This is a genomic window from Azohydromonas lata (assembly GCF_034427735.1).
Lineage (GTDB): Bacteria > Pseudomonadota > Gammaproteobacteria > Burkholderiales > Burkholderiaceae_C > Azohydromonas > Azohydromonas lata.
Map to the genome: position 1 here is coordinate 37,138 of NZ_JAXOJX010000030.1, position 12,512 is coordinate 49,649.

Below are 12,512 nucleotides of genomic sequence, written 5' to 3' on the forward strand. Positions count from 1 at the left end.
GCCCGCGGCCCCGGCATCAGCACAATTTCTCTGTTTTAAAAGCGATTGCCTGCTGCCGGCCTAGGGGCAGTATTCAGATTCAAAAGCGTTTTTGATACAAAAATGCTTCAACGCCTCATCGGGTCTGCGCGGCATGGGCAGGACGATGTTGCGCGGGCCGCCGCGTGCTGGCGCGCGATGCGGCAGCGGCCGCGCCGAGAGCCGGGGCAGGCCGCCAGCGTTCGCGATAGGAGAACGCTGCCGTGGCGAAAGATCAATTTTCAGGACCTGCCCGCCTGCCTAGCATGCGGCCACTTTCCGGTGCATGGGCCGGACCACAAGAGGAGACCTCCACATGCTGACAAGGCGTCGTTTCACTGCCCGGGCGCTGGGCACCGCGGCCCTGCTGGGCGTCGCGGCCCCGGCCGCCGTGCTGGCCCAGGCGGCCTATCCCACGAAGCCGGTCACCATCGTCGTGCCCTTCTCGCCCGGCGGCGGCGTGGACGTGATGACGCGGCTGCTGGCCGAGAAGCTGCGCCCGCTGCTGGGCCAGGTGGTCAACGTCGAGAACAAGGCCGGCGGCAGCGGCATGATCGGCGCCGTCGCGGCGGTGCGCGCGCCGGCCGACGGCTACACGCTGCTCATGGCCACCGCGGGCGAGACGGCCATCAATCCGCACGTCTACAAGGCCAAGATGCAGTACGCGCCGGAGAAGGACCTGGCGCCCATCAGCCTGGTCGTGAAGGTGCCCAACGTGCTGGTGGTCAACCCCGCGCTGCCCATCAAGAGCACGGCCGAGCTGCTGGCCTACGCCAAGGCCCATCCCGGCAAGCTGAGCTACGGCAGCAGCGGCATAGGCAACCCGCAGCACCTGGCCGGCGAGCTGCTGGCCAGGATGTCCGCCCAGAAGCTCACGCACGTGCCCTACCGCGGCGCATCGAACCAGCTCACCGACACGGCCGGCGGCAGCGTGGACATGACCTTCGTGAGCCTGGCCGGCGCGCGGCCCTTCATGAAGGACGGCCGCGTGCGCGCCATCGCCATGACCTCGCCCAAGCGCTCGCCGCTGGCGCCGGACGTCCCGGCCCTGGCCGAGACCAAGGGGCTGGAAGGCTATGCGCTGGAAAACTGGTTCGGCCTGTTCGCCCCGGCGGCCACGCCTGCGGCCGTGATCGACAAGCTCAACGCCGCGGTGGCGCAGGCGCTCAAGGACCCGGACCTCGTCAAGCGCCTCAACGAGCTCGGCGGCGAGGTGTCGCCCCTGGGGCCGGCGCCGTTCAAGGCCTTCATCCAGGACGAGTCCAGGCGCTTCGCCAGGATCGTCCAGGACGCCAACATCACTCCCGAAAACTGAACGCACGACAGGGCCGCCTTGACCATGCAACGCAGAAACCTTCTCGCCCGTGCCGCCGCCTTGAGCCTGCTGGGCACCGCCGCGGTGCCCGCCCTGGCGCAGGACTACCCCAGCAAGCCCATCACGCTGATCGTGTCGTTTTCCGCCGGCGGCAACAACGACCTGCGCGCCCGCCAGCTCGGCGTGCCCGTGGGCCAGTGGCTCAAGCAGACCATCGTCGTGGACAACAAGCCCGGCGCCAGCGGCAACATCGGCCACGAGTTCGTCTCGCGCGCCGCGCCGGATGGCTACACGCTGGGCATAGGCGCCATGGGCCCGCTGGCGGTCAACCCCACGCTGTTCCCCAAGGTCAACTTCAACCCCAAGGACTTCGTGCCGGTGGTGCTGATCGAGAAGGCGCCGCTGGTGCTGGTCACGCGCGCCGACAAGCCCTACAGGAGCTTCAAGGACGTGGTGGCCGCGGCCAAGGCCAAGCCGGGCACGCTGACCATAGGCAACGCCGGCACCGGTGGCGCGCACCACCTCTCGGCCGAGCTGATGGAGGACGCCGCCGGGCTGGAGCTGCTGGGCGTGCCCTACAAGGGCGGCGGTCCCGCCTCCACCGCGCTGCTGTCCGGCGAGATCGACATGATGTTCGAGCAGACCTACGCCGCGCTGCCTTCCATCCAGGCCGGCAAGACGCGCCCGCTGGCCGTCACCAGCGAGAAGCGGCTGCCCTCGCTGCCGGACGTGCCCACCATGGCCGAGCTGGGCTATCCGCAGGTCACGGTGTCCAACTGGCTGGGCTTGATCGCGCCCAAGGGCACGCCCAAGGCCGTGGTTGCCAGGCTCAACGAGGCCTTCAACAAGTCGCTGGCCGATCCGGCGCTGCGCGAGAAAATTTCTGGCCCGGGCAACCTCGTGGGCGGCGGCACGCCGGAGGAGTTCGGCGCCTTCATCGAGGCCGAGGGCAAGCGCTGGAGCGCGCTGATCAAGGCCAAGAACATCCGCATGGAGTGAAGCGATGGCCACCTTTGCCTATGTCGGCTGCCGCACCACGCGCGAGCGCAACGCGCGCGGCGAGGGCATCAGCGTGTTCGAGGTCGGCGCCGACGGCGCGCTGGCGCTGGTGCAACTGGTCAGCGGCCTCGTGAACCCGTCCTACCTCGCGCTCAGCCGCGACGGCACCCGGCTCTACACCGTGCACGGCGACCAGAGCGAGGCCAGCGCCTTCGCGGTGGACCGCGCCACGGGGCGGCTGCAGCTCATCAACACGCAAAGCACCGAGGGCAGGAACCCGGTGCACCTGGCGCTGAGCGCCGACGGGCGCCACCTCGTCGTCACCAACCACCTGGGCGCAAGCCTGGCGGTGCTGCCGGTGGCCGAGGACGGTGCGCTGCAGCCGCTGAGCCAGCTCGTCAAGGTGGACGGCCCAACGGGCCCGCACCGCGTGGAGCAAACGCAGCCCAAGCCGCACTTCAACGCTTTCGACCCGGCGGGCCGCTTCGTGCTGGTGCCGGACAAGGGCTGCGACCGGACCTGGAGTTTCAGCTTTGAGCACGGCCGCCTCGTGCCTTGCGAGCCGCCTTTCGTGGCAGCCCGCGAAGGCGCCGGGCCGCGGCACATGGTTTTTCATCCGAGGCAGCCCTGGGCCTACGTGGTCAACGAGCTGGATTCCACCGTCATGGCCTGCGGCTTCGACGCGGCCAGCGGCGCGCTCACGCCGTTCCAGTGGCTGCCCACCCTGCCCTGTGACTACACGGGCAACAGCCGCGCCGCGGCCATCGCCGTGGACGCCGGCGGGCGCCACCTGTACGCCTCCAACCGCGGGCACGACAGCATCGCGGTGTTCGGCATCGACCCGGCCACCGGCCGCCTGAGCTTCCTCGAAGCGATGACTACCGGGGGGCGCACGCCGCGCGCCTTCAGCTTCTCGCCGGACGGCCGCCTGCTGTACGCGCTCAACGAGGACAGCGACAGCATCGTCACCTTCGCGGTGGACGCCGCCGGCGGCCGCCTCACGCCCACCGGCCAGCGCGTGTCTACCGGCAGCCCGGTGTGCATGGTGTTCGCCGCGCCCTGACCTCTATTCTTTCGCAGTCCCATGTCCACAGATTCGCCCCAAGCCGCCGGCCGGCTCACCGTCAACGGTGCCGAGCTGCGCTTCATCGACCTGCCCGCGCTGTTCGGCCAGCGGCTGTTCCAACTGCCCACCGTGCTGCGCCTGCTGCTGGAAAACGTGCTGCGCCACACGCAGGGCGCCGAGCGCGACGCGGCGGTGGCGGCGCTGTTCGGCTGGCTGGAGACGGGCGGCAGCGAGGCGGAGATCGCCTTCCAGCCCGGGCGCGTGCTCATGCACGACACCACCAGCACCCCGGCGCTGGTGGACATCGCCGCCATGCGCGACGCGCTGGCCGAGGCCGGCGTCGATCCGGCCGTACTCAACCCGGGCCTGCCCGTGGACGTGTCGGTGGATCACTCGCTGGCCGTGGAGGTGTACGGCCGCCGCGACGCGCCGCAGGTCAACCTGCAGCACGAGCTGCGCCGCAACCAGGAGCGCTACCGCTTCCTGCGCTGGGCCTCGACGGCGCTGCGCGGCGTGCGCATCAACCCGCCGGGCACCGGGATCATGCACACCATCAACCTGGAGCAGCTCGCCACGGTGGCGACCACCGAGCAGCGCGACGGGCAGACGTGGGCCGTGCCCGACGTGATGATAGGCACCGACAGCCACACGCCCATGGTCAACGGCATCGGCGTGCTGGGCTGGGGCGTGGGCGGGTTGGAGGCGCAGACGGTGATGTTCGGCATGCCCACCATGCTGCGCATCCCGGACGTGGTCGGCGTGCGCCTGACCGGTGCATTGCGAGCCGGCGTGCTGGCCACGGACCTGGCGCTCACGGTGACGCAGCGGCTGCGCGCCCTGGGCGTGTCCGGCGAGTTCGTGGAGTTCCACGGGCCCGGCGTGTCCACGCTGAGCGCGGGCGAGCGCTGCGTCATCGCCAACATGGCGCCCGAGTACGGCGCCACCACCGGCTTCTTCGCGGTGGATGGGCAGACGCTGGACTACCTGCGCGCCACCGGCCGCTCCGAGGCGCATGTTGCGCTGGTGCAGGCGTACACGAAGCGCGCGGGCCTGTGGTTCGACCCCGAGGCGCGGCCGCGCTTCACCCGCGGCATCGACATCGACCTGGACACGGTGGGCATGCACATCGCCGGCCCGCAGCGGCCGCAAGACCTGCTGGCCTACACCGACGCCGCCCGGGTGCTGGCCGCGCGCGGCTTCACGCCCAGGGCGCCGCATGCCGACATGCCGCGCCACCCGGTGGCGGTGGCCGCCATCACCAGTTGCACCAACACATCCGACCCCGGGCTGCTGATCGCCGCCGGGCTGCTGGCGCGCAAGGCGCGCCAGCGCGGCTTGAAAGTGCCCTACTGGGTCAAGACGTCCCTGTCGCCCGGATCGCCCGCCGCGGCCGCCTACCTGGAGCGCGCCGGCCTCATTGCCGACCTGTCGGCCGTGGGCTTCGACATCGTGGGCTTCGGCTGCGCCACCTGCATAGGCAACCCCGGCCCGCTGCCCGACGTGATCCGCGACGAGCGCGCCAAGGGCAGCATCCACCCGGTGGCCGCCACGTCGGGCAACCGCAACTTCCCCGGCCGCATCCACCCGGACCTGGACCTGGGTTTCCTGATGTCGCCGCCGCTGGTCATCGCTTTCGCGCTGGCGGGCGATGCCGAAGTCGATCTCGGCATCGATCCGGTGCAGACGGCCCCCGACGGCACGCCGGTGTTGCTGCACGAGCTCTGGCCCACGCGCGAGGAAGTCGCGGCTCACCTGGCGCAGGCGCTGGACAAGGCGGATTTCAAGCGCGAGTTCACAAAAGCCTCGGCCAACCCGATGTGGCAGGCGCTGCAGGCGCCCGCGGGCGACCGCTTCCCGTGGAATGCGAAGTCCACCGCGCTGCGCCGCCCGCCCTTTGCCTCGCTGGAAGCGGGCAGCCAGCTCGGCCACTACAGCGCCCAGCCGCTGCTGGTGGTGGGCGACGACGTGACCACCGACCACATCTCGCCGGCCAGCGCCATACCCCCGGACAGCCTGGTGGCGGACTTCCTGGTGGCGCGCGGGGACGAGCGCAACGACTTGAACGTCTTCGCCTCGCGCCGCGGCAACTGGGAAGTGATGCTGCGCGCGGCTTTCCACAGCAAGACGCTCGTGAACCTGCTGCAGCCCGGCATGCCCGTGGCGCACACGCTGCACGTGCCCAGCGGCGAGGTGCTGCCCCTGTGGGACGTGGCGCAGCGCTACCGCGACGCGGGCGAATCCGTGGTGCTGGTGGCCGGCGAGCGCTACGGCACCGGCTCCTCGCGCGATTGGGCCGCCAAGGGCCAGCGGCTGCTGGGCATTCGCGCCGTGCTGGCCATGAGTTTCGAGCGCATCCACCGCTCCAACCTGATCGGCATGGGCATCCTGCCGCTGCGCCTGCCCGCGGGGGCGGACCCGAAGTCGCTGGCGCTGCAGCCCGGCGACCGCATCGAGGTCGATGCGCAGCCCGCCGCGCTGTCGCCGCGCTGCGCCGTGCCCGTGCGCGTGCTGCGCCGCGATGGCCGCGTCGAAGCGCTCACGGCCACGGCCGCGGTGGAAACGCAGCTCGAAGTGGCGCTGCTGCGCGACGGCGGCGTGATCCCAGCCATCCTGAAGAAGACCATTGCCGAGCAGCGCGGCGCCGCGCAGCCCGCCGCCGCCTGAACCTGAAGGCCTTCGACATGCCAACCTTTGACCAAGACGCCATAGCCGCCTTCACGCCCACGGGGCGGCTGCGCGCCTCCATCAACCTGGGCAATCCCATCCTGGCCGGCACCGATGCCGCCACCGGCGCCGCCAAGGGCGTGTCGGTGGACCTGGCCACCGAGCTGGCGCGGCGCCTGGGCGTCGAGCTGGAGCTGGTCGTCGTGGACGCCGCGGGCAAGTCGGTGGAAGTGGTGGCGCAGGAGCGGGCCGACGTCGGCTTCTTCGCCATTGACCCGCTGCGCGGCGCCGACATCGCCTTCACCGCGCCCTACGTGCTGATCGAGGGCTGCTACCTCGTGCGCGAGGGCTCGCCCCTGCAGGCCAACGAGGAGGTGGACCGCGCCGGGCACGCCGTGGTGGTCGGCCAGGGCAGCGCCTACGACCTCTTCCTCACGCGCGAGCTGCGGCACGCGCGCATCGAACGCTCGCCCACCTCGCCGACGGTGGTGGACACCTTCATGGCGCTGGGTGACGCGGCCGACGTGGCCGCCGGCGTGAAGCAGCAGCTCCAGGCCGACGCGGCGCGCTTGGGCGGCCTGCGGCTGTTGCCTGGGCGCTTCATGGTCATACGCCAGGCCATGGGCGTGCCCAAACGCCGTGGCGCCGCCGCGGCCGCGGCGCTGGCCGCTTTCGTGGAAGAGATGAAGGCGTCCGGCTTCGTGGCCCAGGCCCTGGCGCGCCACGGGATTCAGGGCGCATCGGTCGCGCCCAAGGGCCAGTAGCGCTCAGCCGGCGTGCGGGAGCGAACCCGCTGCGCCAAGGCTCAGGCGCCGGTGGCCAAGGCCGGCAGCACGGTGCCCACGCATTCGCCGAAGCCGATGCGCGCGGCGCCGGACTTTTCGCACCAGCCGCGGATCACGACGCTGTCGCCGTCCTCCAGGAAGGTGCGGGTTTCGCCGTTGGCCAGCGCCAGCGGCTGCTTGCCGCCGGCGGTGAGCTCGATGAGCGCGCCGGCCTGGTCCAGCGTCGGCCCCGAGAGCGTGCCGCTGCCGAACAGGTCGCCGGGCTGCAGGTTGCAGCCGTTGACCGTGTGGTGAGCCACCATCTGCGCCACCGTCCAGTAGGCGTGGCGGTAGCTGGTGCGGCAGATCGTGGCGGCGCTGCCGGCCTCGCGCAGGCGCGGCGTGAGCAGGTCCACCTGCAGCTGGATGTCCAGCGAGCCCTCGCGGCGGTTCGCGTCGCTGTCCAGGTAGGGCAGCGGCTGTGGATCGCCCTCGGGGCGCTCGAAGGGCACGCGGTAGGGGGCCAGCGCCTCCAGCGTGACCACCCACGGCGAGAGGGTGCTGGCGAAGCTCTTGGACAGGAAGGGGCCCAGCGGCTGGTATTCCCAGGCCTGGATGTCGCGGGCCGACCAGTCGTTGAACAGGCAGATGCCGAAAACGTGGTCCTCGGCCTGTTCCATGGGCACCGGCTCGCCCTGCGCGTTGCCCGGGCCGACGAAGATGCCCAGCTCCAGCTCGATGTCCAGCCGCTTGCTTGGGGCCAACGACGGCTGCGTGGCGCCGGGCGGCAGGGTCTGGCCCAGCGGGCGCCGGAAGGACTGGCCCGACACGCCGATGCTGGAGGCGCGGCCGTGGTAGCCGATGGGCACCCACTTGTAGTTGGGCAGCAGCGGGTTGTCGGGGCGGAACAGCCGGCCGATGTTGGTGGCGTGGTGCACGGAGGTATAGAAGTCCGTGTAGTCGCCGATGCGCGCGGGCACGTCGTACTCGGCTTGCGCCTGCGGCACCAGGCAGCCCTGCAGCCGCGGCTGCTCGGCCGCGCCCTCGCGCAGTGCGCGCGACAGCGCCAGGCGCAAGGCGCTCCAGGCGGGCTGCCCAAGCGCCATCAGGGCGTTGAGCTTGTCCTGGGCGCCGGCCTGCGCGGCAGCGGCAGCCTCGCCGCTGAGCACGCCGGCCGCGGCCAGGGCCGCCAGGTCCACGATCTGGTCGCCTATGGCCACGCCGCCGCGCCAGGGCTCGCTGGAGCCTTGGCGGCGGAACACGGCAAACGGCAGGTTCTGCAGCGGAAAATCGGTGCCGGCCGCATGGGCCGAGGCGACCCAGCTGCGCAGCGCCGGGTCATGGGTTTCGTTGAGGGACATCGTTTGAACTCCTGGATGGGCTCTCAAGGCTGCGTGAAGCGGTCCGACAGGTTGGCCCAGCAATCGGCGTAGGCACGGTCCACTTCAGCGTCCTGCAGCGCGAAGGCGGTGGGATGGAAGCGCCAGCGGCTCTCGAACATGAAGGCCAGCGTGTTGTCCAGCTTGTGCGGCGCCAGCGGCGCGTTGCTGGCCTTCTCGAAGGCTTCGGCGTCGGGGCCGTGCGGCACCATGCAGTTGTGCAGGCTCATGCCGCCGGGCTTGAAGCCTTCGGGCTTGGCGTCGTACTGGCCGTACACCAGCCCCATGAACTCGCTCATAAGGTTGCGGTGGTACCAGGGCGGGCGGAAGGTGTCCTCGGCCACCATCCAGCGCGGCGGGAAGATGACGAAATCGCAGTTGGCCGTGCCCGGCGTGTCGCTGGGCGAGGTCAGCACGGTGAAGATGGACGGGTCCGGGTGGTCGAAGCTGATGGACCCTATCGTCATGAAGTTGGCCGTGTCGTACTTCAGCGGCGTGAGGTTGCCGTGCCAGGCCACGACGTTGAAGGGCGTGCCGGCCTGGCTGTTGCGCCACAGCGTGCCGCCGTACTTCTTGATGATTTCGTAGCCGCCCGCGCTGTCCTCATACGCCGCGACGGGCGCGAGGAAGTCGCGCGGATTGGCCAGGCCGTTGGAGCCTATGGGGCCCAGCTCCGGCAGCCTGAAGGGGGCACCGTAGTTCTCGCACACGTAGGCGCGCGAGGCGCCCTGCACTTCCACCTTGAAGGCGATGCCGCGCGGCAGCAGCACCACCTCGCCGGGCTGGGCTTCCAGCACGCCCATCTCCGTGACGAAGCGCAGCGCGCCCTCCTGCGGCACGACCAGCATCTCGCCGTCGGCGTTGACGAAGGCGCGCCGCTGCATGCTGCGGTTGATGAGCACCAGGTGCGCGGCCATGCCGGTTTGTGCATCGACGTCGCCGTTGACGACCACCGTGCGCAATCCGTCCACGAAGTCCAGGTGCTCGCCCTGCGGTACCGGCGTCGGGTGCCAGCGCAACGGGTCCGGCGGCGCGGCCACGCCGTCCTTGGCGCCCGTCTTGAAGTAGGGCTGCTCGTAGGGGACGTAGGCGCCGGTCACCACCGAGGGCTGGCGGCGGTAGAGCCAGCTGCGGCGGTTTTCGGCACGGGGCGCCGTGAAGGCGGAGCCCGATACCAGCTCGGCGTAGAGGCCCAGCGCCACTTGCTGGGGGCTGTTGCGGCCTTGCGGCAGTGCACCGGCCACGGCCTGCGTGGAGAACTGGTTGCCGAAGCCGCTCTGGTACGTCAATGCGGTCATGGAAAAACTCTTTCAGCAAGTCATGCGGCGGCGCCTTGCGCGGGCGGTGCGCCGCCGCGGGTTGCGGTGGGGCTCAGTCGAGCCTGATGTTGTTGGCCTGGATCAGCGCGCCCCAGCGGCTGCGCTCGGTGCGGGCGTAGCTTGCCATCTGCTCCGGCGTGCCCGGCAGCGGCTCCAGCCCCAGGGTCTGGAAGCGGGCCTTCACGGTCGTGGACTCCAGCGCGGCGACGAGGGCCTTGTTGAGCTTGGCCACCACGTCGTCGCCCGTGCCTGCCGGCACCACCAGGCCCTGCCAGGCGTAGGCCTCGAAGTCCTTGACGCCCTGCTCGGCGAGCGTGGGCACGTCCGGCAAAGTCTTGAGCCGTGCCGGGCTGGCCACGCCGATGGCGCGCAGCTTGCCGCTGGTCACGTACTGCTGGACGCTGGCGGTGTCTATCAGGCCGATGTTGACCTGGCCGCCCATGACGTCCTGCACGGCCGGTGCCGCGCCCCGGTACGGCACGTGGACGAGCTTCAGGCCGCTCTTCTCGCGCAGCAGCTCGCCGGCGAGGTGGTGCGGGCTGCCGGCGCCGGCCGATGCGTAGGTCACGCCGTCGCCCTGCTTCTGCGCCCAAGCCACGAACTCCTGCCAGTTCTTCACCTGCACGTTGGGCGCGACCACCAGCAGCAGCGGGAAGCGCGCGAGCATGCCCACGGGCTTGAAGTCCTTTTCCGCGCTGTAGGACAGCTTGGAGAACAGGAAGGGGTTGACGGCCAGCGTGGCGAAGTCGGCCGTGAACATGATGTTGCCGAAGTCCTTGGACTTGGCGGCGTAGTCGGCGGCAATGTTGGTCGCGGCACCGGGCTTGTTGTTCACGACGATGGTGCGGCCCAGCGTCTTGCCCATCTGTTCGGCCACCGTGCGCGCCACGATGTCCGAGCCGCCGCCGGCGGCATAGCCCACCACCCACTCCAGCGGCTTGTCCTGGGCTGCGGCCAGCAGCGGGAGCGTCGCCAAGGTGGCCTGGGCCAGCAGGGTCAGCGCAGTGCGTCGGGTTGTCATGGGAGTCTCCTTCAGTCGTTGTAGATGGTTTTCGCGTGCGTGGGGGCTCAGGCCGTTTCGCCGCTGGCACGCGCCAGGGCCAGGGCCGTCTTCAGGACGTCCAGGCGTCCGATGTGGTTGGACAGCAGCAGCACCAGGCGGGCGTTGAGCGCGTGGCTGGCCTGCGGCGTCAGGTCGCGGTGGCTGTCGATGAGCGCCTCGTAGAAGTCGTCGGGCGCATCCAGGTTGGGTTCGGTGATCAGCGGCATGGCGGGGTTCTCGCGGCAGGTCAGGCCAGCGCGCAGGCGCGCGCCATGGCGGCCTTCACGGCGGGCAGGGAGGGATGGCGCCAGCGCGCGCACACGTGCTGGTCGGGGCGGATGAGGTAGGCGCTGCCGGGCTGCAGGTCGTAGCGCCGCGCCGCGTGGCCTTCGGCGTCGCTGTGCGCGTCCAGCACCAGCACCTTGGCGCCCAGCTCGGCGGCCCAGGCCGGGGCCATTCCCCAGCACAGCAAGGTGAACTCCGGGCCCAGCTCGCGCAGCAGCCAGGTGTCGCGGCCGGCGATGCGCAGCGGCGCGTCGGCCGCCGCGGCGCCGGGGCGCATCAGGGCGCCGAAGGCGTCGCCGTCGGCCGTGTTGAGCGTGGAGCCGTCCAGCGTGGCGGGCACCGACAGGCGGCCGCTGTTGACGAGCTTGCGCGCGAAGCCGTGCTCCCGCGCCAGTGCCAGGGTGGCGTCGCGGAACAGCCGGCTGATCTCGCTCTTGGGCGTGATGAAGTCGGTGGCGCGGGTGGAGTTGAGGATGTTCTCGTCGGCGGCGTATTCGCGCTCACGGGCATAGCTGTCCAGCAGCGCCTCCGGCGAGGTGCCGCGCAGCACGCGGTCCAGCTTCCAGGCCAGGTTCTCGGCGTCCTGCACGCCGGAGTTGGCGCCGCGCGCGCCGAAGGGCGAGACGCCATGCGCCGAGTCGCCGGCGAACAGCACGCGCCCATGGCGGAAGCTGTCCATGCGCAGGCAGGCGAAGGTGTAGACGCTGGCCCACTCTAGGGTGAACAGATGAGCGGGCAACGGCAAGCCGTCGCCCTTGCTGGCGGCCGCTGCGCGGAGCAATGCTTCCACGCGCGGGATGATGTTCTCCGGCCGCTTCTCGACTTCCGGGTCCGCATCCCAGCCCAGTTGGAAATCGATGCGCCACACGCCGTCAGGCTGCCTGTGCAGCAGCACGCTCTGGTTGGGGTGGAAGGGCGGGTCGAACCAGAACCAGCGCTCTGCCGGGAAGTCGGCCTTCATCTTCACGTCGGCGATGAGGAAGCGGTCCTTGAAGACGCGGCCCTTGCTTTCCAGGCCCAGCAGGCCGCGCAGCGGTGAGCGCGAGCCGTCGCAGGCGGCCACGTAGTCGGCCACGATCTCGTAGCGTCCATCCGGCGTGTCTACGGCCAAGCGGGCGCCGTCGCCGCCCTGCTCCAGGCCGGCCACGGCATGGCGCCAGCGGATCTCGATGTTGGGCAGCTCGCCGGCGCGCGCGGCCAGGTAGGCCTCGGCGTAGTACTGCTGCAGGTTGACGAAGGCCGGGCGCTCGTGGCCGGCCTCGGGCAGCAGGTCGAACTGGAAGACCTGCTGCGCCTTGAAGAAGACCTTGCCCACGTTCCAGCTCACGCCCTTGTCCACCATGGGCTGGCCCACGCCCAGGCGGTCCCAGATTTCCAGCGTGCGCTTGGCAAAGCAGATGGCGCGCGAGCCGGTGGAGAGCTTGTGGTCGTTGTCCAGCAGCAGCACGCGCTGGCCGCGCTGCGCCAGGTCGATGGCCAGGCTCAGGCCGACGGGGCCGGCGCCGACCACCACCACCGGGTGGCGCACGGGCGTGGCGGCGTCCTGGTCGGGGCTGCGCCGGTATTCGAACTCGGTGGCCTGGATGTCGGTGCCGGAGGCGGTGTAGAGCGGATCGCGCATGGCAAGGCGTAGGGGCGTGACGGGGCCTGCGGGTCAACGC

General features: G+C 70.7%; 10 protein-coding genes. 5 read left to right on the forward strand and 5 right to left on the reverse strand.

The features are described 5' to 3' along the window. Nucleotides 1–334: 334 nt before the first annotated feature. The 5 genes from SM757_RS17915 to SM757_RS17935 are packed head-to-tail and all read left to right on the forward strand — an operon-like array spanning nucleotide 335 to nucleotide 6,826. Complete coding sequence (locus tag SM757_RS17915; RefSeq protein ID WP_322466534.1) at nucleotides 335–1,333, forward strand: Bug family tripartite tricarboxylate transporter substrate binding protein; 999 nt, start codon at nucleotides 335–337, stop codon at nucleotides 1,331–1,333. A gap of 24 nt (nucleotides 1,334–1,357) precedes the next feature. Then, complete coding sequence (locus SM757_RS17920) at nucleotides 1,358–2,332, forward strand: Bug family tripartite tricarboxylate transporter substrate binding protein (RefSeq protein WP_322466535.1); 975 nt, start codon at nucleotides 1,358–1,360, stop codon at nucleotides 2,330–2,332. A 4-nt stretch (nucleotides 2,333–2,336) separates the two neighbouring features. Next, complete coding sequence (locus SM757_RS17925; protein ID WP_322466536.1) at nucleotides 2,337–3,395, forward strand: lactonase family protein; 1,059 nt, start codon at nucleotides 2,337–2,339, stop codon at nucleotides 3,393–3,395. A gap of 21 nt (nucleotides 3,396–3,416) precedes the next feature. Next, complete coding sequence (locus SM757_RS17930) at nucleotides 3,417–6,062, forward strand: aconitate hydratase AcnA (protein ID WP_322466537.1); 2,646 nt, start codon at nucleotides 3,417–3,419, stop codon at nucleotides 6,060–6,062. A 17-nt stretch (nucleotides 6,063–6,079) separates the two neighbouring features. Beyond that, nucleotides 6,080–6,826: a transporter substrate-binding domain-containing protein gene (locus SM757_RS17935; RefSeq protein ID WP_322466538.1), complete on the forward strand. Its 747-nt coding sequence runs from the start codon at nucleotides 6,080–6,082 to the stop codon at nucleotides 6,824–6,826. Nucleotides 6,827–6,867: 41 nt separating this feature from the next. Here SM757_RS17935 and fahA read toward each other — a convergent pair whose 3' ends face one another. From fahA to SM757_RS17960, 5 genes are all read right to left on the reverse strand, one after another. Next, on the reverse strand, nucleotides 6,868–8,187 hold the full coding sequence (gene fahA / locus SM757_RS17940) for a fumarylacetoacetase (RefSeq protein ID WP_322466539.1): 1,320 nt from the start codon (nucleotides 8,185–8,187) through the stop codon (nucleotides 6,868–6,870). A 23-nt stretch (nucleotides 8,188–8,210) separates the two neighbouring features. Further along, nucleotides 8,211–9,503 carry a homogentisate 1,2-dioxygenase gene (gene hmgA / locus SM757_RS17945; RefSeq protein WP_066332386.1) on the reverse strand — a complete coding sequence of 431 codons (1,293 nt, stop codon included), beginning with the start codon at nucleotides 9,501–9,503 and terminating at the stop codon, nucleotides 8,211–8,213. 73 nt (nucleotides 9,504–9,576) lie between these two features. Further along, on the reverse strand, nucleotides 9,577–10,545 hold the full coding sequence (locus SM757_RS17950; protein WP_322466540.1) for a Bug family tripartite tricarboxylate transporter substrate binding protein: 969 nt from the start codon (nucleotides 10,543–10,545) through the stop codon (nucleotides 9,577–9,579). Between the two features lie 47 nt (nucleotides 10,546–10,592). After that, nucleotides 10,593–10,793, reverse strand: coding sequence for a DUF2783 domain-containing protein (locus tag SM757_RS17955; protein WP_066332490.1), 201 nt, complete (start codon nucleotides 10,791–10,793; stop codon nucleotides 10,593–10,595). A gap of 20 nt (nucleotides 10,794–10,813) precedes the next feature. Then, nucleotides 10,814–12,472 carry an FAD-dependent oxidoreductase gene (locus SM757_RS17960; protein ID WP_322466541.1) on the reverse strand — a complete coding sequence of 553 codons (1,659 nt, stop codon included), beginning with the start codon at nucleotides 12,470–12,472 and terminating at the stop codon, nucleotides 10,814–10,816. Between the last annotated feature and the right edge of the window lie 40 nt (nucleotides 12,473–12,512).